Raw genomic sequence first — 23,180 nt, forward strand, 5'->3', positions numbered from 1 at the left:
CACAGGTGGGGGACCTCGCCGTCGAGGGCCCGGTCCGGGTCCCGGTCCCGGTCCGGGTCCCGGTCCGGGTCCGGGTCCGGGTCCGGCGCGGTGGCCTGGGGCTGGAGGGTGTGCGTCACGGCTGGCGTTCTCCTCGTCGCCGGCGGGCGGGGGCCTTGGGCCGTTCCCGGGATCCGCCGAAGCCTTCCGGCCCCGGCGCGCTCAGCTCGACGTAGCGCAGCCGGCGCGGGCTCCCGTCGCCGTCCGGTTCGGTCCGGGGTACGGAGTCCACCACGAGGCCCTGGGTGACCGGCGGGGCGGCGACCTTGCTGATGCCGGCCAGCGGGGCCTTCACGCGCAGCCCGAGGGACGGCTTGAGTTCGCCGCCCAGCGCCGACCACACGTCGGAGGCGGCCGGCGCGTCCATTCCGGTGCCGCCCGCGTCCACGTCCACGAGCAGGCCGAGGTCGGCGAGGGTGCCGGTGAGCAGGCGCGGTGGCAGCGTGTCGGTGTTCACCAGGCAGGACAGCACCTGCGACAGCAGCCGGTGCTCGTCCTGCGGCCTGCCCGCCCAGGCGGTGACCAGGTACGTCAGCTCGAACCAGCGGGGCGGGGTGCGGCGCGCGACGACGAAGCCGTCCGCGTCGTACACCTCGCCGGCGCCGCTGCCGCGCCGGGTCGGGTCCTCCCGGATGTCGTACAGGAACACGCAGACCGTGGGCGCGCTGCGGCGGGCCGCCCAGTCCCGGGTCGGCGCGTCGAAGACGACCTCGACGCCCGACGCCTCCAGGCCGGACTCCGCCAGCAGCCGCCGCAGCCCTTCGTCGACCTCGTGGATCACCGGCGGGCCACCTCGTCGGGCGGCTGCACCGTGCCGTTGACCACGAGGAAGTCGGTCTGCACCGGGGAGAAGCCGGGGCCGCTCGCGATGATGACGCGGGGGCCGGTCTGGTCCTTGGCGAGGATCAGCAGCTGGCCGATGAAGGTGCCGTCGGCCTGCGGGTAGGTCGGCGCCGCCGCGGCCGTGATGCCCGGCTTCCACGTGAACCGCACCGGCGCGCCGGGCGGGAAGTCCTCGCCGCGTACCGAGGTGACGAAGCCGGGCCTGCCGATCGGCGGGACGGCGACGATGCGCGGCTGCAGGACGCGCAGCTGCTGCTGCGCGGTGTTGTCGCCGGGGTCGGCGTCCGTGCCGGTGGTGGTGAGGGTCGCGGTGACCTGGGCGGTCAGTGCCTTGTCGGGGCTCAGGACGACCCGCAGGACGCTGCGGGCGCCCGGTGCCAGGTCCGGCAGCACGCACGTCCAGTTCTGGTCGCAGCCCGGCGGCGGCCCGTCGTGGGGGACGCCCTGGGGCAGGCCGATGCGCAGCCGCAGGCCGGTGGCCAGGGCGCTCCGGCCGTTGGCGACGGTGTAGGTGACGACGACGCGGCCGCCGACGTAGCCGGGGTTCGGCTGCGCGGTGATGCTCACGCCGGGGCCGGCCTTGGGTGCCGGCGGCTGCGGTGCGGGCGTGGGCGTCGTGGGCGGGGTCGTGGGCGGGGCCGGCGTCGGGGTGGGCGGGGTCGGCGTCGGCTTCGGGGGTACGGGGGCCTCGCGCACCGGCACCACGGTCCGGCCGGCGTTGTCGCTGGGGCGGGGGTCGAGGACCGTTCCGGTGACCGACCACTCCACGGGCTGGTCGCCGGGGGTGACGCCGGTGAGGGTGACCGTCACCGGCACGGTGGTGCCGGGGCGCACCACGCCCAGGGTGCAGGTCAGGGCGGCGGCGTCGCAGGTGGCGCCGGGTGCGGTGAGCGCGGTGACGCTCACGCCGAGCGGGGGTGCGACGGTCAGCCGGGTGCCGGGGGAGGCCGCCGGGCCGTGGTTGACGACGTCCACCCGGACGGTGGCCGAGCCGCCGACGGTGAGCGGCGGCGTCTTCTCGGGTGCCCGCACCGCGAGGTCCACCGACTGCTGCACGGCGGGCTCCTTCTGACGGCCCGGCAGGCCGGTGACGAGCAGGTTGTGGGCGCCGGTCGCCACGTCCACCAGCTTCAGCTTCTCGGGACTGTTGACGGCCCGGGCGCCGCGGCCGGTGAGCACCAGGCTCTTGCCGTCGGCGGTCCAGGCGGCGTCGCGGGGCTGGAAGGGCCCGGAGCCGGTGGTCTCGGGCAGTTCGCGGCCGCAGGCCCCCGGCTTGTCGCGGGCGGCGTCGGGCAGCAGGACCCGGCAGGTGCCGCCGGTCGCGGAGGCCAGCAGGATGCCGCTGCGCTCGTCGATGCGGCCGCCGCCGTTCTTGCGGTTGAAGGCGATGGTGGTGCCGTCCGGGGAGAACGCCGGGCTGTCGTCGATGACGTCGCAGGCACCGGGGCACATGGTGGCGCTCAGGTCGCGCTGCCGGTCCAGGTGGTCCACCGGCACGGTCCAGACGTGCTTGTTCCCGCCGTGGCCGTTGATCACCAGGTTGCGGGTGAAGGCGAGCGTCGTGCCGTCGGAGGACCACGTGGGCTGGGCGTCGCCGCCGCGGGGCTGGCCCGCGGGCGGGGTGATCTCGCTGCGGATCGCGCCGGTGGCGGCGTCCGCGATCAGGATGCGTCCGGGGCCGGCGGCCTGGCCGACGCCGCCGGGCGAGGTGCGCGTGAAGGCGAGGTACCTGCCGTCGGGGGAGAAGGTGGGGTCGGTGTCCCAGTCCTTGGGGCCGCGGCCGGCGAGGGGCAGGACCGATGCGTTGGTCCCGTCGGCGTCCGCCGTCCAGATCCGCTGGATGCGGGCTTCGGGCTCGCCCTCGAAGCGGGTCACCACGATCCTGCGCCCGTCGGGCGTGTAGCTCTGCCGCTCCGTCCACGGGTCGTGCTTGGGTCCCGGCTGGAACAGCGGGTCCTTGGCCGGGTCGGTGTTGGTGTCGGCCGCCGGGTCCTCGTCGAGGATGGTCAGGTTCAGGTCGCGGGGGTCGGAGCCGTCCGTCCGGGCGTCCTGCAGGGTCACGGTGTGCGGCCCGGCCGCCGAGATCCGTTCGACGACGGCGCCGCCGCCCTTGAGGGGGCCGAGCCAGGTGGGCGAGCCGATCTCGCGGTTCTCGCTGTAGACGAGCTGCGGGGTGTCCGCCGAGTGCGCGGGCACCTGGAAGACGTGGTCCCAGTCGCCCTTGCAGTCACAGGTGCGGTCGGGGCTGAGGAAGAGCAGGCCGTTCCCGTCGGGCAGCCAGGCTGCCCCCCGGGTGCGCCAGCCGGCCTGGGCGCCGGCCAGCAGCTGCCCGTCGGCGCGGCCGTTCGTCCACCGCAGGCGGGGCCCGGAGGCCCCGGTGGCGGTGTAGGCGATCACGTCGCGGTTCGTGGCGTCGTCCACGGGGTTCCACACCGGTTCGGTGGCCGGGCCGTTGGCCGGGTCGGTGAGCCGGGTGGCGGCGCCGCCGCGCAGGGGGCGTACGTAGACCTGCCGGCCGGCGGCCCGGTCGCCGTCGGAGGAGTACGCCAGGCGTCCGCCCTCCGGGGATACGGTGGGGTGCTCCTCGTTCGCGGGAGTGTCGGTCAGCCGGGTCAGGCCGGTGCCGTCGGTGCGCACGAGCCACAGGTCGCGCTGGACGCCGCCGGCCGTGGCGCGCTGGGCCGAGTCGAAGACGACCGACCGCCCGTCGGGGGTCAGCCGCGGGTTGCCCGCGTCCATGCCGCTGGTCAGCCGGCGTACCGAGCCGTCGGCGGACCGCAGGTAGACCTGCGGGGTCTTCTCGTCGCGCCGGCTGGCGAAGACGAGCTGGTCGCCCAGCGCGGCGGGCTGGACGTCGAGGTGGACCGGTCCGTCGCCGAAGAGCGGGGTGCTGGTGTCGGACTTGCCGATCGCCACCCGCCCCAGACTGCGGTGGCGCGTACCGGCGTACGCGACCCGGCTGTCGCCCGCGTCGGCCGCGAGGGGCTGCGCCCCGGCGTCGCCCGGTCCGGCGGCCGCCGTCACCGCGAGCAAGGGCGCCAGCAGCAGCATCGACGCGCCGGCCCTCCCCCAGCGGTGTCGCCGACTGCCGGACCCATCCGTGCCCATCACGGCCCACCTCACAGTCCGGTCCAGCATGCTGCCTGTCACCCCGCCACCCTGCGGCCGGGACCCGCGGGTGCGGCAGGGCCGCGGGGCCGGATGCGGGGGAAGCGTGCGTTGCGCTTTCGGGCAGTGGCGGGCGGCCGTCCCCGCCCACCACCGTCCCCGCGCGCCACCGTCCGGCAGCGCGGTCAGATCAGCCCGTTGCGCAGGGCGTAGCCGACCGCGTGCGTCCGGTTGCGCAGCTGCAGGCGCGTGATGACCTCGTGCAGAACGTTCTTGACGGTCCGTTCGGAGTAGGAGGTCTTGCGCGCTATCTCCGCGGTGTCCAGGCCCTCCGACACCAGGCGCAGCATGTCCGCCTCGCGGGAGGTCAGGGTGGACAGGGACACGGAGCGTGGGTCGAGCGCGGAGCGCTGCAGGCTGCCCATGTGGTCGAGGAGTTTCGCGAGGAGGTCGCCGGGCAGCACGCCCTCGCCGTTGGCTATGGCCAGGACCAGCCGCAGCAGCCGGTCCTGGTCGGCCTCGGCGCGCCGCAGCACGGCGCTGACCCCGCATTCGATGGCGCGTTGCAGGGCGTCCCCGGACTCGAAGGTGCCGACCACGAGCCCGGTGCGCGTGTCGGGGTTGTGCCGCAGCCGGTACAGCAGTGCGGCGGTCTCGTCGTCGACGCTGTCCACGGTCACCAGCGACACCTGCGCGGTGTCGGCGTCCGTGTCCGGGACGAGTTCGATCTCGGGGCGTTGGCGCAGCTGGTGGACGACCCCGACGCGCAGGATCGGGTCCGACGCGTACACGGCCACGGTCACCCGCCGGCCGGTTCTGCGGGGAGGGGCCGGAGTGGGGGGCTGGGACGTGCCGGTGTGGGACGTGAGGACGGGGCTGTTGGTGTCAGCGCAGCGCATGTGTCGTACCTGCTCCGTGATGCGTATGTGGGGTAACGGAATTGGCCGGCCTGCTCGGATCTCGACGCTGAGACCCAACCGATGGCCGTACATGAGGAGTTGGAAAGTCTGTGGGGGCATCGGGACTGCCCGGGGCCTTGCCCCCGCGTCCGTGGAGCCGGCGGGCGGCGTCGGCGTAGCGTCGGGGCGTGACATCCCCAGCTGCATCTCCCAGCCCTGGCGCGCCCTTCCTCGACATCGAGCCGGTGTCGGTGATGCCGGGCGGTACCGCCACCACGAGCCTGACCGTCCGCAACGACAGCGACATCGTCGAGGCGTACCGCCTGGAAGTCGTCGGCGACTGCGCTGCCTGGACCACGGTGGAACCCGAGCGCGTCTCGCTGTATCCGGGCACCTCGGAAACGGTGACGATCCGTCTGGCGCCGCCCCGTTCGCCCCAGGTGCGGGCCGGGGACGTACCGCTCGCGGTGCGCGTGCTGCCCACCGAGCAGCCCGAGGCGGTCCGGGTCCCCGAGACCACCGTGCACGTCGAGGAATTCCGGGAGCTGCGGGCAGAGAGCGCTCCCAAACGCCGCCGCGGCTGGCTCCGCGGGCGCTACCGCATCGCCGTGCGCAACGAGGGGAACTCCCCGGTGCGGGTGGGCTTCACGCCCGCGCAGCCCGGTGAGGACCTGAAGTTCGACTTCGCCCCGGCCACGCTGAAGCTGGAGCCGGGCGAGTCCGCCGAGGTGGTGCTGAAGGTCCGCGCCGGCGGTCCGGTGTGGTTCGGAACCCCCGTGACCTGGCCGTTCACCGTGGAGGTGACCGAGACCAAGGACGGCGAGGACGCCGACGCCGCCACGGCGCGGCCCGACCCGGAGACCGTACGGGCGCCGCTGGACGTGGAGTTCGTCCAGATCCCGATCTTCCCGACGTGGCTGCTCGCGGTACTGGCCGCGCTGCTCGCGCTGCTGCTCGCCTGGTTCATGCTGGTGCGCCCGGCCGTGCGCAGCACCGCCAAGGAGGCCGCCGCCGAGGCGGCCAGGAACCCGGCGCCCGCCGCGGACGGGGCGGGGCAGACCCCGGTGGCCGGTGGCGGCAAGCAGCCGGGCGGCGCGGGCACGGCCCCGGGCGCGGCGAAGGGCAACCAGCCCGGAGCGGGCGGCGGCGGTACGGGTGGTGGCGGAACCGGCGGCGGTGGGGGCGGGCTGCAGAGCTCGGCCACCATCGACCTGCAGACAGGCGGCGGCCAGTCCAAGACCGGCTCCTACACGGTGCCCGCGGGCAAGGTGTTCGGGATCACGGACCTCGTCGTCGCCAACTTCCAGGGCGACGAGGGCGTGGTGACGATCAACTTCGGTGACCGCAAGATCACGACGATCGCGCTGGAGACGTTCCGAAACCAGGACTACCACTGGGTCACCCCCATCAGCATCACCGAGAGCCAGACTGTGACCGTCCAGGTGACCTGTGCAAAGCCGGGCACGCCGGCCACCGGCCGTCAGGCGCAGGAGTGCCACGAAGTCCTCAACGTGAGCGGTGTGCTGAGCGACCTCAGGTGACCCGAGCGGCACGGACATCGTCCGTCAGGCTCGCCCAGGAACAAAGCGGACCCGCTCCGGTCCGTCCGGAAAGTGTCGACCGGGCGGACTGGTGACGGGTCGTCGGCATTCCCGCCTTCCTGTGGGGTTACGCCGTTCCACGGCTATTGCGTGGCTACTGGACGGTAGTAAGGCAGCCGAAAAAATATGGCTGTATTTCGACTCCAGCCTCTCTTCCGCACACCTCGGCGGGAGCCTGCCCGCCCCGCGTGAATCACGGTCCACGACACGGGACCAAGCCGGATGCGATGGGGGCCGACCGTGGCAACCTGCTGACCAGCGCAAGGTTCTTGGAGCGGAGGTGCACGCGCCGTGGATGTCACCGGCAACCCCACCATCGCCAGACGCCGGTTGGGGGCGGAGCTGCGCCGGCTCCGCGAGACCAGCGGTATGACGACGCAGCAGGTGGCGGCCCGACTGCTGATCTCCCAGCCCAAAATCAGTCTGTTGGAGAATGGCCGGCGGCTCATCAAACCGCGCGATGTGCGCGATCTTTGTGAGCTGTACGGAGTCCGTGATCGGCGGCGCATCGAGCGTCTGATGGCGATGGCCGCGGAATCGGGGCGGCAGGGCTGGTGGAAGGTCTACGGGGACATCCCGTACGGCGCCTACATCGACCTCGAAGCCGAGGCGGCCGCGATCCGGTGTTTTGAGCCCCTGGTGGTTCCGGGCCTTCTGCAGACTCCCTCCTATGCGCGGGAGGTCATCGCAGGAACGATCCCGCATGGCACCGCCGAACACGCCGCCGCCTGCCTCCAGGTGCGGCTGCGGCGCCAGGCCCGGCTGTACGCCCCGGGTGACAAGCGGCTCCGCCTGTGGGTGGTGCTGGACGAAGCGGTGCTGTGGCGAGTCGTGGGCGGGCCCGAGGTCATGCGCGAGCAACTGGACCATGTGGTCCACCTCGGCGCCCAGCCGTACGTCACCGTCCAGGTCCTGCCTCACGACGCCGGTGCGCACCCGGGTGTCTCGGGACAGTTCTCACTGCTTGAGTTCGCCGACACCTCCGATGCGAGCGTGGTGTATCTGGAGAGGTTCACCAGCGACCTCTATGTGGAGAATCGTTCCGACGTGCGGCGCTACAGCGACTTGTACGCGCACTTACAGGCCCGCGCGCTGAGCCCGGACAGTACGCGGCGTCTCATCGCGGAAGTCGCCGGGGCGTACGCCGTCGCCGAGAGCCGGTCGGACGCCCGCCCGCCGACCCCGTCGAACGCCTGACCCTGCCGTCGAGGCCGCACAGCACCGCCGAGCCCCACAGCACCGCCGAGCCCCCGGACGGACGTCCAGGAGCTCGGCGGCGATCGGTGCGACGAGCGGGACAGTCAGGCCACCGACGCGTCAGTCCTGTCGGGTCGCCGTGCCTCGCCGGGTCCTCTTCATGGCGAAGAAGGCCGAGCCTGCGATGAATGCCAGCGCGGCCGCAGAGGCGGCAATGACGCCGGTCCCGCTGCCCTGGCCGGTCGTGGCGAGGTCTGCCGGCGCCTCCTTCGGCGCTCGGCCGGTGGCCGCGCTCACATGGGCGAAGTTGACGCTCTTGGCGGTGTGGCCGGGACCGAACTGGCCCAGGGCGTCGTCGAGGCCGCCCGGCAGGAAGTCGGCCCATGGGGGCTTGCCCTGGTCGTCGTGGCCTTGACCGGGTGGCCTTCCGTGGTCGTGGCCGTCGTGACCGTGCTCACCGTCGTCGTCGTGACCGTGGTGGTGATCACCCGAGTCGCCTTCTTCGCCCTTGTCGCCGCGCGGCCCCTTGGGTCCGGCAGGTCCGGCGGGGCCGGCGGGTCCGGCAGGTCCGGCAGGTCCGGCGGGTCCGGCGGGGCCGGCAGGTCCTACAGGTCCGGCAGGTCCGGCAGGTCCGGCAGGTCCGGCAGGTCCTACGGGGCCGGGGCTGCCGGACGGGCCGGGGGCACCCGTCGGTCCGGGGGCGCCGGTCGGTCCGGGCGCGCCTGTCGGGCCGGGGGCACCGGGGCTGCCGGACGGGCCGGGGGCACCCGTCGGTCCGGGGGCGCCGGTCGGTCCGGGCGCACCCGTCGGGCCGGGCTCACCGGTCGGTCCGGGGGCGCCTGTCGGGCCGGGCTCACCGGTCGGTCCGGGGGCGCCGGTCGGGCCGGGTGAGCCGGTCGGTCCGGGAGGCCCGGGCGGGCCGACGGCACAGGCCGCCCTGGTGATGGTGTTGGTGTCCAGCGTGACCGCGCCATTGCGCGCCAGGGCGCGGCCTTCGAGTACGGCGCCGCTGTTCAGCGTGATGGACGTCAGGGCAAGGATGTTGCCCTTGAACTGGGTGTTCGTGTCGAGCGTGGCGGAGCTCCCCACCTGCCAGAACACGTTGCAGGCGTTTGCTCCGTTGATCAGGGCCACGACGCTCGCCGGAGCCGTGATCAGGGTCGAGGGGATCTGGAAGATGAAGACGGCCTCGGGGTTGTTCTGGCCGTCGAGAGTGACCGTTCCGGTGAGGTTCAGTGTCGACGAGGCCGTGTAGACGCCGGGCGCCAGCGTTTGTCCGCCGATGTCGGCCGGAGTGGCGGTGCCGGGTCCCCGGCTCGCCGCGTCGTTGTAGGCGATGACGAGGTCGGACTTCGCCTGAGCGGCGGCGGCGTCGGTGATGTGCTGCGTTCCGTTGACGACGCCGGGCGGGAAGCCGGTCACCGATGTGCCCGGGTGGAGCCCCAGGTCGCCGTTGATGACGGTGGGGCCAGTGTTGGTGACCGTCGAACCGGCCAGGACCGCGTAATTGGTGGCGGTCCCCAGGTTCACGGGGGCTTCCAGAGCGTGAGCGAGGTTAGGGACCAGGGTTGCCGCCGCCAGGAGCGCTGCGGGGAGCAGGACGAGGACTCCCCGTTTGAACAGATTGCGTCTAGGCCTCTTGTCGGGTGGACCCGATCGGATGACATCCAATGCCACAGCAGGACCTTTCTTGTTGCTTCGGGCCTCAGTCCTCCCCGAGGAGGTGCCCAAGCGCCCGCGACGATGACCGCTCAGGGCCGCAGGCCGCCATTCCGCCCCGACGCGCAGGCCGATCCTGAACGGGACGACGGAATGGCTACCAGGCAGAGGTGTGATGAGCCGTCATGCGGGAGTATTCACGCATATTTCCCTGCAATAGCAGCAAAACGGAAAAAGCGGCTGCATGAGTGACGCAGTGTCAGGTTTCAGGGGCGCATGCGTGTGCGAACCCGTCGGATCCCCGGCCGCCGGGCGCGGGAGTCGGCCCCGCCCGGAGGGGCGGGGCGCAGGTAAGGGGCGCGCGTGGGCTCGTGGTCAGGCAGTCGCGGCGGTGCATGCGCAGTTGGCAACCGGGCGCGTTCCTCGGTTGCGCGTCCTCGACGTGTCCCGACCGCCGGCCTCCAACGGGGCCGCGGCGCCCTTGCGGAGGGCTGCGGATCGGCGTCGGGGGGCAGTGATCAGGGCCAGACCAGGCAGTACGGCTGGTGCCCGGCCTCGTGCAGGCGGTGGCTGAAATCCTGCCACTCGTGCAGCAGCTGGTAGACGTTGAAGGCGTCGCTCGGGCCGCCGCGGTCGGGGACCGTGGACCAGATGAAGGCGGCCGCGCCCACGGACTCCTCGCCGATCCCGCGCAGCGGGTCGACCACCGTCATGGGGAGCTTGACCACCGCGTAGTCGGGGTGCAGGACGACCAGCTCCAGCGGGGGCACCTTGTGCAGGGGTATGCCCTCGATGCCGGTCAGGACCATCGCGGCCACCGTCTCCGGCTTGATCTTGGTGAAGAGTCCGCCCATGCCGAGCTCGTCGCCGCCGAGCTCCTCCGGCCGCATCGTCACCGGGACCCGCGCCGCAGTGGCGCCGTCCGGGGCGCCGAAGTACTTGTACGTCACGCCCATGCCGCGGCCCCTGGGCACGTCCTCCGACGGCGTCGCGGGCTCCGGCACGGCATCGGCCGCCTCGGTGGCGCGCCGGCGGTGCTTGCCCCGGCGGCGGGCCTCGCGGGCTTCGCGGGCGCGCTGCGGATCGAGGCCGTCCGTACCCTCGCCCGGTCCACCACCGCGTTGCATATCTCCACCCGACTGGTCTTGCTCGCCACGGCCCCGCGGCGCCCGCCACGCAGCCTGATCATCATGGCAGTGACCTCCCCCGCGGCGACGCGGTGAAACGCCCGCCCGCAAGTCTGTCGCAGCCTCTGAGACCATGGCTGGTGTGAGCTACCCGTACCCGTATGAAGCCCCAGTTTCGCAGACGCTCTTCGAGCGCGCCTCCCTCGTGACCCCCGGCGGCGTGAACTCTCCCGTGCGCGCCTTCCGCGCCGTGGGCGGTACGCCCCGGTTCATGGTGTCCGGCACCGGTCCGTACCTCACCGATGCCGACGGTCGCGAGTACGTGGACCTCGTCTGCTCGTGGGGGCCGATGATCCTCGGCCATTCCCACCCCGAGGTGATCGAGGCCGTCCAGGCCGCCGTCGCCCGCGGTACCTCCTTCGGCACGCCCGGTGAGGGCGAGGTGGCGCTCGCCGAGGAGATCGTCGCGCGCGTCACACCCGTGGAGCAGGTGCGGCTCGTCTCCTCCGGGACGGAGGCGACCATGTCGGCGATCCGGCTGGCACGCGGCTTCACCGGTCGCGCCAAGGTCGTGAAGTTCGCCGGCTGCTACCACGGTCACGTGGACGCGCTGCTCGCCGCCGCCGGTTCCGGGCTCGCCACCTTCGCGCTGCCGGACACCCCCGGCGTCACGGGTGCGCAGGCCGGAGACACCATCGTGCTCCCCTACAACGACCTCGAAGCGGTCCGGGCGGCCTTCGCCGCGCACCCCGGCGAGATCGCCTGCGTGATCACCGAGGCCGCGCCCGGCAACATGGGCGTGGTCACCCCCGCCGAGGGCTTCAACCAGGGACTCGCGGACCTCTGCCGCGAGAACGGCGCGCTCTACATCTCCGACGAGGTCATGACCGGCTTCCGGACCTCCCGCGCCGGCTGGTACGGCATCGACGGGGTCAAGCCCGACCTGCTGACCTTCGGCAAGGTCATGGGCGGCGGCTTCCCCGCCGCGGCGTTCGGCGGCCGCGCCGACGTCATGGGCCACCTCGCCCCCGCCGGGCCCGTCTACCAGGCCGGCACGCTCTCCGGTAACCCCATCGCCACCGCCGCCGGCCTCGCGCAGCTGCGCCTGCTCGACGCGGCCGCGTACGAGAAGGTCGACGCCGTCTCGGCGCAGATCCAGTCCCTGGTCACCGGGGCGCTCGCGAAGGAGGGCGTGGCGCACCGCCTGCAGACCGCGTCCAACATGTTCTCCGTCTTCTTCACCGAGGGCGCGGTGCGCGACTACGACGACGCGAAGAAGCAGGAGAGCTTCCGCTTCAACGCGTTCTTCCACTCGATGCTGGCGCAGGGCGTCTACCTGCCGCCGTCCGCCTTCGAGTCCTGGTTCGTCTCCACCGCCCACGACGACAAGGCGATCGAGCGCGTCGCGGCGGCACTGCCGGCCGCCGCCCGTGCCGCCGCGGAGGCCACCGCATGAGCAACGACGGACGCGACGCGAAGTCCGACCTCACCGTCGTGCACCTGGTGCGCCACGGCGAGGTGCACAACCCGGACGGGGTCCTGTACGGACGCCGCGAGGGCTACCACCTCTCCGAGCTGGGCCGCCAGATGGCGGACCGGGTCGCCGAGCACCTGAAGAGCCGGGACATCGCCTACGTGGTGTCCTCCCCGCTGGAGCGGGCGCAGGAGACGGCCGAGCCGATCGCCAAGGCCCACGGCCTGGACCTGGCGACGGACCGGCGGCTGCTGGAGGCGGAGAACGTCTTCGAGGGCAAGACCTTCGGCGTCGGCGACGGCGCGCTGCGCAAGCCCGGCAACTGGAAGCACCTGACGAACCCGTTCAAGCCCTCCTGGGGCGAGCCGTACGTCGAGCAGGTGGTCCGGATGATGAGCGCGCTGGAGGCGGCGCGCGACGCGGCCCGCGGCCGGGAGGCGGTGGCGGTCAGCCACCAGCTGCCGATCTGGATCGTGCGCAGCTTCGCGGAGAAGCGCCGGCTGTGGCACGACCCGCGCCGCCGGCAGTGCACCCTCGCGTCCCTGACGTCCTTCACCTTCCAGGGCGACAGGCTCGTGTCGGTGGGCTACAGCGAGCCTGCCCGGGACCTGGTCCCGGCCCACCTGCTGGCCGGCGCCAAGCCGGTCAAGGGCGCCTCCAAGGCGTTCGGCGCCTGATCCGCGCCCGGTCCGCGCCCGGTCCGGGTCTGATCCGACGGTTCCGACGGTCTGTTACGGACCGTTACAGGTCTGTCTAATTAAATACAAGATGCGCGGGAATCACCGTGTCAGCACACATGTCCGGTCAACTTGTCCGTTTATATGGACTTTGGGTCGGGGCGTGTTGACGACGAGGGGGACGGTGACATGCGCGACAACAGGGGAGTCAGTCGGAGGGGGCTGCTGGGACTGGGGCTTGGCGCCGCGGCCGCGATGGGAGTCGCCGGCTGCGGTCTGCCCGACGTCTCCGGTCCCGGCGCTCCCGGACCCGTGAAGAACCCGGAGCCCGGCGAGAAGCCGCCGGCCAGGCCCATCGGTGACGGCTCCACCGCCGACACCGGCCCGCAGCCCCACCAGCCCGACCGGCCCGTGCCGCTCCAGCCGGGCGAGACGCCGCCGCAGTTCGTCGTCTTCAGCTGGGACGGCGCGGGGGAGATCGGCAACGGCCTCTTCCCGCGCTTCCTCAAGCTCGCCAAGGACCACGGCGCGGCCATGACCTTCTTCCTCTCCGGGCTCTATCTCCTGCCCGAGTCGAAGCGGCACCTCTATCGGCCGCCCAACAACCCCGTCGGCGCATCCGACATCGGCTACCTCAAGGACGAGAACGTCCGGGCCACCCTGAAGTACGTCCGTGAGGCGTGGCTCGACGGGCACGAGGTGGGCACGCACTTCAACGGCCACTTCTGCGGGGGCCCCGGCTCCGTCGCCCGGTGGACCCCGGACGACTGGCGGAGCGAGATCGACCAGGCCGTGTCCTTCGTCACAAACTGGCGCACCAACACCGGCTTCACCGACGTGGAACCGCTGCCCTTCGACTACCGCAAGGAGCTGGCCGGCTCCCGCACCCCCTGCCTCCTCGGCCGGGACAACCTCCTGCCGACCGCCCAGGAGCTGGGCTGGCGCTACGACTCCGGCTCGCCCGGCGGCCTCCAGGTGTGGCCCGTACGCAGGTCGGGCGTCTGGGACCTGCCGCTGCAGTCCCTGCCCTTCCCCGGGCACTCCTTCGAGGTGCTGTCGATGGACTACAACATCCTCGCCAACCAGTCGAAGAACACCACGCAGGGCGTGCCCGCCAACTACCCGGCCTGGCGCGCCCAGGCCACCGCCACCTACCTCGGCGGCTTCCGCCGGGCCTACGAGACCAACCGCGCACCCCTTTTCATCGGCAACCACTTCGAGGAGTGGAACGGCGGCATCTACATGGACGCGGTCGAGGAAGCGCTCAAGGGCATGGCGGACAAAAGGGATGTACGGCTCGTATCCTTCCGCCAGTTCACCGACTGGCTGGACGCCCAGGACCCCAAGGTGCTCGCCAAACTGCGCACCCTCGGCCCCGGCCAGTCACCGACCGGTGGCTGGAACACGTACCTCACGGCCGCCTGACCGGGTACTGCCCATCCTCTGACCAGGGCATTGACATCGGCGCGGGGGGCGCGGTAGATCGCGGAACCACTCATGCGAAACTTTTCACATGAGCCTTAGCCGCGCCCCCCGACGCCGCTCGACCGGCGGCCGCGCCCTCCTGCTGACCGCGGTGACCCTCACCGGCGCCCTCGCCCTCACGGCGTGCACCGGTGCGGACAGCGGCAAGCCGACCGGCAGCGGCGGGAACTACGTCACGGGCGCGAAGGGTGTCTCCACCGCCGCCAAGGGCGAGCGCACCGAGGCCCCCAAGCTCGACGGCGAGACCGTCGAAGGCAAGACGCTCGACACCACCGCCCTCAAGGGCAAGGTCGTCGTCCTCAACGTGTGGGGCTCGTGGTGCCCGCCGTGCCGCGCCGAGGCCCCGTCGTTCGCGAAGGTCTCCAAGGAACTCGCCGACGCCGGCAAGGACGTCGTCTTCGTCGGCGTCAACGTCCGCGACAACAGCAAGCAGAACGCCGCCTCCTTCGAGGAGACCTTCGGGATCACCTACCCGAGCCTCTACGACCCCGACGGCAAGCTGCTGCTGCGCTTCCCCAAGGGCAGCCTCAACCCGAACGCCATCCCGTCCACGCTCGTCCTGGACCGGGAGGGCAAGATCGCGGCGCGCACCCTCGCCCCCCTCGGCGAGGAGCAGCTGCGCTCGATGATCGACCCCGTCCTCGCGGAGCAGTGACCTCGTGGTCCCGTACGTCCTCGCCGCCGAGGCCACCGGTGTGAACGAGACGGTGCTGAACGGCGCGCTGCTCCTCGCACTGCCGATCGCGCTCCTCGCCGGTCTGGTCTCCTTCTTCTCTCCCTGCGTGCTGCCGCTCGTCCCCGGCTACCTCTCCTACGTGACCGGCGTCAGCGGCGCCGACCTCGCCGAGGCCCGCCGCGGGCGGATGCTGGCGGGCGCGCTCCTGTTCATCGCCGGCTTCACCGCCGTCTTCGTCTCCACCGGCGCGCTCTTCGGGTACTTCGGCGAGACCCTCCGGGAGAACAACGAGATCATCTCCCGCGTCCTGGGCGGCGTGGTGATCGTCATGGGCCTCTTCTTCATGGGGGCCATCCCGGGTCTGACGATGCGGGAGTTCCGCTTCCACCGGAAGCCGACCGCGGGCCTGCTCGGCGCGCCCCTGCTCGGCGTGCTCTTCGGCGTCGGATGGACCCCCTGCATGGGCCCGACCCTCGCCGCCGTCACCACCCTCTCCCTCGACCAGGCGAGCGCCGGCCGCGGCGCCCTGCTGACCGTGGTCTACTGCCTGGGCCTCGGTGTGCCCTTCATCCTCGCCGCCCTCGCCTTCCGCAAGGCGCTCGGCGCGTTCGGCTGGGTGAAGAAGCACTACGCGTGGGTGATGCGCATCGGCGGCGGCATGCTGATCCTGACCGGACTGCTGCTCGTCACAGGAATGTGGGACAGCATCGTCAGCGACATGCAGAGCTGGACCCAAACCTTCACGGTGGGGATCTGAGGACTTAACGGACATGAGTACGACAGACAAAGCGTCCACCGAGGCGTCGCACGAGCCCGCCGAGTCCGCCGATCCCGGCGACTCCGCCGCCCTCGGCGACGCGGGCGCCCAGCTCTCCACCGCACCCGTCGAGGACCGCGGTCCCGTCGGCATCGGCGTGATCGGCTGGGCCCGCTGGTTCTGGCGGCAGCTCACCTCCATGCGGGTGGCGCTGATCCTGCTCTTCCTGCTGTCGCTGGGCGCCATCCCCGGCTCCCTCGTGCCGCAGACCAACGTCGACGCGCTGAAGGTCGCGGAGTGGAAGGACGAGCACTCCTCCTACGTCGCCGTCGCCGACGCGCTCCAGCTCTTCGACGTCTACAGCTCGGTGTGGTTCTCCGCGATCTACCTGCTGCTGTTCATCTCGCTGATCGGCTGCATCATCCCGCGCGCCTGGCAGTTCGTCGGCCAGCTGCGCGGCCGCCCGCCGGGCGCCCCCAAGCGGCTCGACCGGCTGCCCGCCCACACCACCTGGAGCACCGGGAAGACCCCGGAGGAGGTCCTCGCGCTCGCCAAGTCGCTCCTCGGCGAGCGGCGCTTCCGTACCGAGGCGGGCACCGACCACGTCGCGGCCGAGAAGGGCTACCTCCGCGAGGCCGGGAACCTGATCTTCCACGTCTCGCTGATCGTGATGCTGGTGGCCTTCGCCTGGGGCCAGTACTTCAAGTCCGAGGGCGGCAAGCTGGTCCTGCGCGGCAGCGGCTTCTCGAACACCCTCACCCAGTACGACGACTTCAAGCCCGGCACGCTCTTCCACCCGGACGACCTGCCGCCGTTCAGCTTCACGCTGGACCGGTTCGACGCCACCTACGAGATGTCCGGCCCGCAGCGCGGCACCCCGCGCGACTTCAAGGCGTACGTCACCTTCCGCGACGGCGCGCACGGCGCACCGCAGAAGCGCGAGATCCAGGTCAACAAGCCCCTTGAGGTCGACGGGTCCAAGATCTACCTGCTCGGCCACGGCTACGCGCCGATCATCTCGGTGACCGATCCCACCGGGAAGGTGATCTACAAGGACGCCGTCCCGGTCCTCCCGCAGGACGGCAACCTCACCTCCACCGGAGCCATCAAGGTCACCGACGGCTACAAGGACAAGGACGGCAAGAGCGAGCAGCTCGGCTTCAACGCCGTCTTCGTGCCGACCTTCGCCGGCGAGGGCATGGGCACGATGTTCTCGCAGTTCCCCGCCCCCCTGAACCCGAAGCTCATGCTCAACGCCTTCCACGGCAGCCTCGGCGTCGACTCGGGTCTGCCGCAGAACGTCTACCGGCTCGACACCACCAAGCTGGTGCCGTTCAAGGACGAGTCGGGCCAGCAGTTCAAGCAGAAGCTGGCGCCCGGCGACACGATGACCCTGCCGAACGGCGCGGGCACCGTGAAGTTCGAGGGCATCGAGCGGTGGGCCACCTTCTCCGTCACCCACCAGCCCGGCAGCGGCCTCGCTCTCGGGGGCGCGATCGCCGCCATCGCGGGCCTCGCCGGATCGCTGTTCATCCAGCGCCGCCGGATCTGGGTCCGCGCGGTGACCGGCAAGGACGGCGTCACCGTCGTCGAGATGGCGGGCCTGGGCCGCAGCGAGTCCGCCCGGCTCCCGGAGGAACTGGCGGACCTCGCCGCCACGCTGCACCAGCAGGCGCCGAGCGCGCCGACCGCACCTGCCGAACCACGTGTCGAAGAAACCCCTGAAGGAGAGCGCGGATGACGCCGCTCGCAGCCGCAGCCAACGAGAACCTGGCTCAGATCAGCAACTACCTGGTCTATTCGTCGATGGCGGTCTACACGCTCGCCTTCTTCGCGCACATCGCCGAGTGGACCTTCGGCAGCCGCAGCAAGGTGGCCCGTACGGCCGCCGCGCTCACCGGCGCCGAGGCGGCCTCGGCGCCGGCCGTGCAGGTGCGGGGCAAGGGCGGGGCCACCGCGGTCCTCGACCGGCCGAAGGTCACCACCCGCTCCGGCGCCGGCACCCGTGACGTACCCGACGGCCCCGGCGCCGCCGGCGGCACCGTGCAGGGCGACCTGTACGGCCGGATCGCGGTCTCGCTGACCGCGCTCGCCTTCCTCGTCGAGGCGGCCGGAGTCGTCGCCCGCGCGATGTCGGTCGAGCGTGCCCCCTGGGGCAACATGTACGAGTTCTCGATCACCTTCTCCACGGTGGCCGTCGGCACGTACCTGGCGCTCCTCGCCCTGAAGAAGAACGTCCGCTGGATGGGCCTGATCCTGGTCACCACCGTCCTGCTGGACCTCGGCATCGCCGTCACCTGGCTCTACACCGACAGCGACCAGCTGGTCCCGGCCCTGCACTCGTACTGGCTGTGGATCCACGTCTCCACCGCCATCTTCTGCGGCGCCGTCTTCTACCTCGGCGCGGCCGGCGCGGTCCTGTACCTCTTCCGCGACTCCTACGAGGCCAAGCTCGCCGGCGGCGGCAAGCCCGGCAGGATCGCCTCCTCCGTCCTGGAGCGGCTGCCCTCGGCGGCCTCCCTGGACAAGTTCTCCTACCGCATCAACGCGGCCGTCTTCCCGCTGTGGACCTTCACGATCATCGCGGGCGCGATCTGGGCCGGCGACGCCTGGGGCCGCTACTGGGGCTGGGACCCCAAGGAGGTCTGGTCCTTCGTGACCTGGGTGGCGTACGCCTGCTACCTGCACGCCCGCGCGACCGCCGGCTGGAAGGGCCGCAAGGCCGCCTACCTGGCGCTCTTCGCCTTCGCCTGCTGGATCTGGAACTACTACGGCGTGAACATCCTGCTCAGCGGCAAGCACTCGTACGCGGGCGTCTGACCGGCGGGAGTGGGACGCTGGTGGCATGTCCCTCGTGAGCCATGCCACCAGCGAACGGCGCGGCGAGAACCACTGGCTGCTCCGCTTCGAGCTGCACCTGCCGTACGCCTACGAGGCCCTCTGGCACGCCCTGACCACGCCCGACGGGCTGCGCGGCTGGCTGGCCGCGGCCGACGTCCTGGAGCGGCACCTCGGCGGGGCCGTCACGCTGCGCTGGCTGAACACCGGGACCGTGGTGAGCGGCCACGTCTCGGCCTGGGACGTGGAGCGCGTCGCCGAGTACACGGTGAGCGGGCACGGCCGGATCCGCTTCCACCTGGAGGCCGTCGGCACCGACTCGACGGTCATCCGGTTCGTGAACGAACGCGGCGGGTCCGACGAGGAGCGCCTCGACTGCCTGGCCGGCTGGCACGAGCACTTCGAGCTGCTGGACGCCGCCCTGGCCGGACGCCCGACGGACTGGTCCGCCTGGACGGACACCCGCTGGGCACAGCTGCGCGACTCGTACGCGTCCTTCACCCGGGCCCGCAAGGCCTCCTGAGGCCTCCTGAGGCCTCCAGAGGCCTCCTGAGGTCCGGGCCCGGGTTCGAGCCCCGGGGCCGCGTTCACCACACCGGGCGCAGCGGAGGCAGCCCGTCCGCTCCGTGGAGCGCGCGCACGACGCGGGACAGTTCCCGGCGCAGGGCGCCGACGTCGGCGCTGCCCGCGAGCTCCGCCTCCAGTTCGTGCAGGACGCGGCCCGCCACGAAGAGGTGCTGCCGGGCCGCCGGGGTCAGGACGACCAGCTTGCGGCGGCCGCCCTCCGGGTGCGGCTCGCGGCGTACGTAGCCGCGCCTCTCCAGGTCGTCCACGATCTGCCCGGCCGCCTGTTTCGTCACCCCGAGCCGCTCGGCGAGCTCGGTGGCGGTGGCGCCGTCGCCCTTCAGGGCCTGGAAGGCCATGCCGTGCACGGGGCGCAGGTCCGCGTATCCCACCTCGGCCAGGCGCCGGGTGAACTCGCCCAGCACCAGCTGGAAGCCCAGGCCGAGCAGGAAGGTCAGCTCGACGCCCTCGTCCGGGCCGTTCCACGTCACGTCGTCTCTCGTCACGCAAATATGGTGACACGGCCGAGTCAAGCTGCTTTACTTCATGTGAGTAAAGCAGCTTTACTCATTCGACCGCTCTCAGAGACGAGGACTCGCCTTGCGCGTGATCGCCGCTTCCCCCGACCACGTCACCACCACCCCGAACGCCACCATGACCGCGTTCGCCGCCCCCAGCCGCGGCAGCTCCGAGCTGTCCACCTGGCTCGTCGACATGCCCGCCGGCGCCACCGGCCCCGAGCACTCCGTCAGCCGCGAGCAGGTCTGGACCCTGACCGCCGGCACCCTGGAGATCACCTGCGAGGGCCGCACCGAGAAGGTCACCGCCGGCCAGACCCTGGTCCTGCCCGCGGACGTACCGCGCAGGATCCACTGCGCCGAGACCTTCCGGGCCTACGTCGCGATGCGCGCGGACGGCGTGGTGTCGGTGGCGGGCGAGGAGGGCACCCGCGTCCTCCCCTGGGCCCGTTAGTCAGTCGGAGTCCTGGTCCTTGTCGCGGTCCTTGTTCTCCTGCTCCTCGCGCAGGGACTTGAGGAACTCCGGGTTGTCGTCGGGAGCCACCCACTGGCTCCGGCCCCGGGTGCCGCCGCGCCCCCCGCCGGAGGTCACCCGCTTCTTGCCCGCGAACAGCCACACCACCGGTCCCACGATGGAGAAGAGCAGGATGATGAGCACCCACATCGCCTTGGGCAGGTGCTTGACCTCTTCCTCCGGCGTGTTCAGGCAGTCGATGAAGGCGTAGATGGTCAGCGCGATGATCAGCAGGAACGGCAGATAGCGCAGCACGGTGTGGGACCGACTCCCGGGCAGTGACGGCGGGCCCGCAAGGGGCCCCGGTGACGCTCCCAGCGTAGTTGGTGACGGATACTGGCCCCTATGGCTTACGACGATCTCCGCTCGCTGCTCCGGGCTCTGGAGCGAGAGGGCGACCTCAAGCGCATCAAGGCCGAAGTCGACCCGTACCTGGAGGTCGGGGAGATCGTCGACAGAGTGAACAAAGCGGGCGGCCCCGCGCTCCTCTTCGAGAACGTCAAGGGCTCGGCGATGCCGCTGGCCATGAACGTCTTCGGCACCGACCGCCGCCTCCTGAAGGCCCTCGGGCTGAAGTCCTACGCCGAGATCAGCGAGAAGATCGGCGGCCTGCTCAAGCCGGAACTGCCGCAGGGCTTCATCGGGGTCCGCGAGGCCTTCGGCAAGCTCGGCTCGATGGTCCACGTGCCGCCGAAGAAGGTGAAGGGCGACTCCGCGCCCGTCCAGGAGGTCGTCCTCACCGGCGACGACGTCGACCTGGACCTGCTGCCGGCCCTCTTCACCTGGCCCAAGGACGGCGGTTCCTTCTTCAACCTCGGCCTGACCCACACCAAGCACCCCGAGACGGGCGTGCGCAACCTCGGCCTCTACCGGCTGCAGCGCCACGACAAGCGCACCATCGGCATGCACTGGCAGATCCACAAGGACAGCCGCAACCACTACGCCGTCGCCGCCGCCAAGGGCGAGCGGCTGCCCGTCGCGATCGCCTTCGGCTGCCCGCCCGCCGTCACGTACGCGTCCACCGCGCCGCTGCCGGGCGACATCGACGAGTACCTCTTCGCCGGCTTCGTCGCGGGCAAGCGGATCGAGATGGTCGACTGCAAGACCGTCCCGCTCCAGGTCCCGGCCAACGCGGAGGTCGTCGTCGAGGGCTGGCTGGAGCCCGGCGAGATGCTCCCGGAAGGCCCCTTCGGCGACCACACCGGCTTCTACACCCCGCAGGAGCCCTTCCCGGCCCTGAAGATCGACTGCATCACGATGCGCAAGCGGCCGCTGCTCCAGTCGATCGTGGTGGGCCGCCCGCCGACCGAGGACGGGCCGCTGGGCCGCGCGACGGAGCGGTTCTTCCTGCCCCTGCTGAAGATCATCGTCCCGGACATCGTGGACTACCACCTGCCCGAGTCGGGCGGCTTCCACAACTGCGCGATCGTCTCGATCGACAAGAAGTACCCCAAGCACGCGCAGAAGGTCATGCACGCCATCTGGGGCGCCCACATGATGTCGCTGACCAAGCTGATCATCGTGGTGGACAAGGACTGCGACGTCCACGACCTGCACGAGGTGTCCTGGCGGGCCCTCGGCAACACGGACTACTCCCGCGACCTCACCGTCGTCGAGGGCCCGGTGGACCACCTCGACCACGCCTCCTACCAGCAGTTCTGGGGCGGCAAGGCGGGCATCGACGCGACGAAGAAGCTGCCCGAGGAGGGCTACACCCGCGACGGCGGCTGGCCGGACATGGTGGAGTCGGACCCGGCGACCGCCGCCCTGGTGGACCGCCGCTGGAAGGAGTACGGCCTGTGAGCCCCATCGCCGTGGACGGCCCGGAACTGAACATCGGCACCTCCGGGACGTATGTGGTCCTGGCCCGCCCGAAGATCGACCCGACCCAGCCCGGCGTGATCGTCGCGGCCCGGGACGCGGGCGTGAGCCCGGAGGAGTTCGCCGGCCCCGGCGACGTCTGGGCGCTGATGTACGACGAGGAGGGCGACGGCGACGGCTTCGAACTGCCCGGCGCCCGGGACACGGAGGCGGACGCCTTCGCGGAGCAGTTGCAGCAGGCCCTGGCCGCTGCCGAGCCGTTCACCGTGGAGGCCGGCAACTTCCTGCGCCTGGACGCCCGGCCCGCCGGCGCCGCCTGGGAGGTCACCGCGCACGTCACCCCGCCCGAGGGCGAGGACGACGGCGCCGCGGCCCGGACGCTGGAACTGGGCGCACTCCCGGCGGCGGACCTGCTGGCCGAACTCGAACAGTTCCGGAGGGAACTCGCATGATGACCACCGCCGATGGAGTGGTCGGACAGGGGCCCGCGCCGGAGGCGGCCAACAAGGTCAAGGCCTTCCTGCGGCTGGTGATGATCGAGCACTCGGTCTTCGCGCTGCCGTTCGCCTACATCGCGGCGCTGACCGCCATGTTCCAGCTCGACCGGACCGTGCACTGGGGCAAGCTGCTCCTCGTCACTGTCTGCATGGTGGGGCTGCGCACCTTCGCCATGGCCGCGAACCGGATCATCGACCGCGAGATCGACGCCCGCAATCCGCGGACCGCGGGGCGCGAGCTGGTCACCGGGGCGGTGTCGGTCCGCTCGGCCTGGACCGGCGCGGCGATCGCGCTCGTGGTCTTCCTCGGTTCGGCGGCCCTGCTGAACCCGCTGTGCCTGGCGCTGGCCCCGGTCGCCGTCGTCCCGATGGTGGTCTACCCGTACGGCAAGCGGTTCACGAACTTCCCGCACGCCATCCTGGGGCTGGCCCAGGCGATGGGCCCGGTCGGGGCCTGGCTGGCGATCACCGGCGAGTGGTCCTGGGACGCGGTGGTCCTCGGCCTGGCGGTCGGCGTGTGGATCGGCGGCTTCGACCTGATCTTCGCCTGCCAGGACGTGGCCGCCGACCGTGCGGAGGGCGTCAAGTCCGTCCCGGCCCGCTTCGGCGTCCCGGCCGCCCTCTGGGGGGCGCGCGGCGCGCACGTCGTCACCACGGCCCTGCTGGCCTGGTACGCGCTCGCCACGGACGCCGGCCCGCTGTTCTGGGCCGGCCTGGCGGTCGTCGTCGCCGCCTTCGTCTACGAGCACACCATCGTGACGCCGCACGACCTGTCCCGCCTGAACCGGGCCTTCTTCACGGTCAACGGCTTCATCGGCATCGCCCTCTTCGTGTGCGCCCTGGCCGACCTCGTGGTCCGCGGCCTGGTCCTGTAGCCCGCAGGAGG

Annotated in this window: 21 protein-coding genes; 14 read left to right on the forward strand and 7 right to left on the reverse strand. The window is 71.8% G+C overall.

All coding sequences use genetic code 11. From position 1 onward, the window contains the following. Positions 1–115 precede the first annotated feature (115 nt). From IG86_RS0131520 to IG86_RS0131530, 3 genes are all read right to left on the reverse strand, one after another. Complete coding sequence (locus IG86_RS0131520) at positions 116–820, reverse strand: Pvc16 family protein (protein ID WP_030831927.1); 705 nt, start codon at positions 818–820, stop codon at positions 116–118. After that, positions 817–3,990: a DUF11 domain-containing protein gene (locus IG86_RS0131525; RefSeq protein WP_051785526.1), complete on the reverse strand. Its 3,174-nt coding sequence runs from the start codon at positions 3,988–3,990 to the stop codon at positions 817–819. The genes IG86_RS0131520 and IG86_RS0131525 overlap by 4 nt, the downstream gene beginning before the upstream one ends. A gap of 185 nt (positions 3,991–4,175) precedes the next feature. After that, positions 4,176–4,889 (reverse strand): helix-turn-helix transcriptional regulator, encoded by a 714-nt coding sequence (locus IG86_RS0131530; RefSeq protein WP_030831921.1) that lies wholly within the window; start codon positions 4,887–4,889, stop codon positions 4,176–4,178. 188 nt (positions 4,890–5,077) lie between these two features. On the opposite strand from IG86_RS0131530, the gene IG86_RS43285 reads away from it, so the two are divergent. Together IG86_RS43285 and IG86_RS0131540 are read left to right on the forward strand one after the other, a co-directional pair. After that, positions 5,078–6,430: a COG1470 family protein gene (locus tag IG86_RS43285; RefSeq protein ID WP_078906099.1), complete on the forward strand. Its 1,353-nt coding sequence runs from the start codon at positions 5,078–5,080 to the stop codon at positions 6,428–6,430. A gap of 351 nt (positions 6,431–6,781) precedes the next feature. Then, positions 6,782–7,687, forward strand: coding sequence for a helix-turn-helix domain-containing protein (locus IG86_RS0131540; RefSeq protein ID WP_030901479.1), 906 nt, complete (start codon positions 6,782–6,784; stop codon positions 7,685–7,687). Between the two features lie 120 nt (positions 7,688–7,807). On the opposite strand, the gene IG86_RS45175 is transcribed toward IG86_RS0131540, so the two are convergent. Together IG86_RS45175 and IG86_RS0131550 are read right to left on the reverse strand one after the other, a co-directional pair. Further along, positions 7,808–9,217 carry an ice-binding family protein gene (locus IG86_RS45175; RefSeq protein ID WP_276329202.1) on the reverse strand — a complete coding sequence of 470 codons (1,410 nt, stop codon included), beginning with the start codon at positions 9,215–9,217 and terminating at the stop codon, positions 7,808–7,810. Positions 9,218–9,864: 647 nt separating this feature from the next. After that, entirely contained in the window at positions 9,865–10,473 is a 609-nt protein-coding gene (locus tag IG86_RS0131550; RefSeq protein ID WP_078848567.1) for a hypothetical protein, read from the reverse strand. Positions 10,474–10,606: 133 nt separating this feature from the next. Between IG86_RS0131550 and hemL the strand changes: the two genes are divergently transcribed. From hemL to IG86_RS0131590, 8 genes are all read left to right on the forward strand, one after another. Continuing rightward, a complete protein-coding gene (hemL, locus tag IG86_RS0131555; RefSeq protein ID WP_078848566.1) occupies positions 10,607–11,929 on the forward strand; it encodes a glutamate-1-semialdehyde 2,1-aminomutase in 1,323 nt (440 codons plus the stop codon). Next, the gene (locus IG86_RS0131560) at positions 11,926–12,624 is read left to right on the forward strand and encodes a histidine phosphatase family protein (protein ID WP_030831904.1); all 699 of its coding nucleotides are present in this window, start codon (positions 11,926–11,928) and stop codon (positions 12,622–12,624) included. The genes hemL and IG86_RS0131560 overlap by 4 nt, the downstream gene beginning before the upstream one ends. Before the next feature lie 189 nt (positions 12,625–12,813). After that, a complete protein-coding gene (locus IG86_RS0131565) occupies positions 12,814–14,049 on the forward strand; it encodes a polysaccharide deacetylase family protein (RefSeq protein ID WP_030831902.1) in 1,236 nt (411 codons plus the stop codon). 88 nt (positions 14,050–14,137) lie between these two features. After that, positions 14,138–14,764, forward strand: a complete 627-nt coding sequence (locus IG86_RS0131570; protein WP_030831899.1) for a TlpA family protein disulfide reductase — start codon at positions 14,138–14,140, stop codon at positions 14,762–14,764. Positions 14,765–14,768: 4 nt separating this feature from the next. Continuing rightward, positions 14,769–15,542: a cytochrome c biogenesis CcdA family protein gene (locus tag IG86_RS0131575; RefSeq protein WP_030831896.1), complete on the forward strand. Its 774-nt coding sequence runs from the start codon at positions 14,769–14,771 to the stop codon at positions 15,540–15,542. Between the two features lie 13 nt (positions 15,543–15,555). Then, the gene (resB, locus tag IG86_RS0131580; protein WP_030831893.1) at positions 15,556–17,283 is read left to right on the forward strand and encodes a cytochrome c biogenesis protein ResB; all 1,728 of its coding nucleotides are present in this window, start codon (positions 15,556–15,558) and stop codon (positions 17,281–17,283) included. After that, positions 17,280–18,362: a c-type cytochrome biogenesis protein CcsB gene (gene ccsB, locus IG86_RS0131585; RefSeq protein WP_030831890.1), complete on the forward strand. Its 1,083-nt coding sequence runs from the start codon at positions 17,280–17,282 to the stop codon at positions 18,360–18,362. The genes resB and ccsB overlap by 4 nt, the downstream gene beginning before the upstream one ends. Before the next feature lie 25 nt (positions 18,363–18,387). Continuing rightward, positions 18,388–18,903, forward strand: a complete 516-nt coding sequence (locus tag IG86_RS0131590; RefSeq protein WP_030831887.1) for an SRPBCC domain-containing protein — start codon at positions 18,388–18,390, stop codon at positions 18,901–18,903. A gap of 64 nt (positions 18,904–18,967) precedes the next feature. Here the strand turns inward: IG86_RS0131590 and IG86_RS0131595 are convergent, their stop codons facing one another. Beyond that, on the reverse strand, positions 18,968–19,450 hold the full coding sequence (locus IG86_RS0131595; protein WP_037849607.1) for a MarR family winged helix-turn-helix transcriptional regulator: 483 nt from the start codon (positions 19,448–19,450) through the stop codon (positions 18,968–18,970). 100 nt (positions 19,451–19,550) lie between these two features. Here IG86_RS0131595 and IG86_RS0131600 point away from each other — a divergent pair, with 100 nt between their 5' ends. After that, complete coding sequence (locus tag IG86_RS0131600) at positions 19,551–19,916, forward strand: cupin domain-containing protein (RefSeq protein ID WP_244306180.1); 366 nt, start codon at positions 19,551–19,553, stop codon at positions 19,914–19,916. On the opposite strand, the gene IG86_RS0131605 is transcribed toward IG86_RS0131600, so the two are convergent. After that, a complete protein-coding gene (locus IG86_RS0131605) occupies positions 19,917–20,231 on the reverse strand; it encodes a PLD nuclease N-terminal domain-containing protein (protein ID WP_030831879.1) in 315 nt (104 codons plus the stop codon). Between the two features lie 90 nt (positions 20,232–20,321). Here IG86_RS0131605 and IG86_RS0131610 point away from each other — a divergent pair, with 90 nt between their 5' ends. From IG86_RS0131610 to mqnP, 3 genes are read left to right on the forward strand one after another with little or no spacing between them, the layout of a single operon-like run. Continuing rightward, the gene (locus tag IG86_RS0131610) at positions 20,322–21,779 is read left to right on the forward strand and encodes a menaquinone biosynthesis decarboxylase (protein WP_030026270.1); all 1,458 of its coding nucleotides are present in this window, start codon (positions 20,322–20,324) and stop codon (positions 21,777–21,779) included. Further along, a complete protein-coding gene (locus IG86_RS0131615) occupies positions 21,776–22,249 on the forward strand; it encodes a hypothetical protein (protein ID WP_030831876.1) in 474 nt (157 codons plus the stop codon). Before IG86_RS0131610 ends, IG86_RS0131615 begins: the two co-directional genes overlap by 4 nt. After that, a complete protein-coding gene (mqnP, locus tag IG86_RS0131620; RefSeq protein ID WP_030831873.1) occupies positions 22,246–23,169 on the forward strand; it encodes a menaquinone biosynthesis prenyltransferase MqnP in 924 nt (307 codons plus the stop codon). Before IG86_RS0131615 ends, mqnP begins: the two co-directional genes overlap by 4 nt. The last annotated feature ends 11 nt before the right edge of the window (positions 23,170–23,180 follow it).

Source organism: Streptomyces virginiae (assembly GCF_000720455.1).
Lineage (GTDB): Bacteria > Actinomycetota > Actinomycetes > Streptomycetales > Streptomycetaceae > Streptomyces > Streptomyces virginiae.

Excerpts from the sequence above, each read along its gene's own strand:
- IG86_RS0131525 (WP_051785526.1), bottom strand. The coding sequence starts at position 3,990 with ATGGGCACGGATGGGTCCGGCAGTCGGCGACACCGCTGGGGGAGGGCC.
- IG86_RS0131530 (WP_030831921.1), bottom strand. The coding sequence starts at position 4,889 with ATGCGCTGCGCTGACACCAACAGCCCCGTCCTCACGTCCCACACCGGC.
- IG86_RS0131550 (WP_078848567.1), bottom strand. The coding sequence starts at position 10,473 with ATGCAACGCGGTGGTGGACCGGGCGAGGGTACGGACGGCCTCGATCCG.
- hemL (WP_078848566.1), top strand. The coding sequence starts at position 10,607 with ATGGCTGGTGTGAGCTACCCGTACCCGTATGAAGCCCCAGTTTCGCAG.
- IG86_RS0131560 (WP_030831904.1), top strand. The coding sequence starts at position 11,926 with ATGAGCAACGACGGACGCGACGCGAAGTCCGACCTCACCGTCGTGCAC.
- IG86_RS0131565 (WP_030831902.1), top strand. The coding sequence starts at position 12,814 with ATGCGCGACAACAGGGGAGTCAGTCGGAGGGGGCTGCTGGGACTGGGG.
- IG86_RS0131570 (WP_030831899.1), top strand. The coding sequence starts at position 14,138 with ATGAGCCTTAGCCGCGCCCCCCGACGCCGCTCGACCGGCGGCCGCGCC.
- resB (WP_030831893.1), top strand. The coding sequence starts at position 15,556 with ATGAGTACGACAGACAAAGCGTCCACCGAGGCGTCGCACGAGCCCGCC.
- ccsB (WP_030831890.1), top strand. The coding sequence starts at position 17,280 with ATGACGCCGCTCGCAGCCGCAGCCAACGAGAACCTGGCTCAGATCAGC.
- IG86_RS0131590 (WP_030831887.1), top strand. The coding sequence starts at position 18,388 with ATGTCCCTCGTGAGCCATGCCACCAGCGAACGGCGCGGCGAGAACCAC.
- IG86_RS0131610 (WP_030026270.1), top strand. The coding sequence starts at position 20,322 with ATGGCTTACGACGATCTCCGCTCGCTGCTCCGGGCTCTGGAGCGAGAG.
- mqnP (WP_030831873.1), top strand. The coding sequence starts at position 22,246 with ATGATGACCACCGCCGATGGAGTGGTCGGACAGGGGCCCGCGCCGGAG.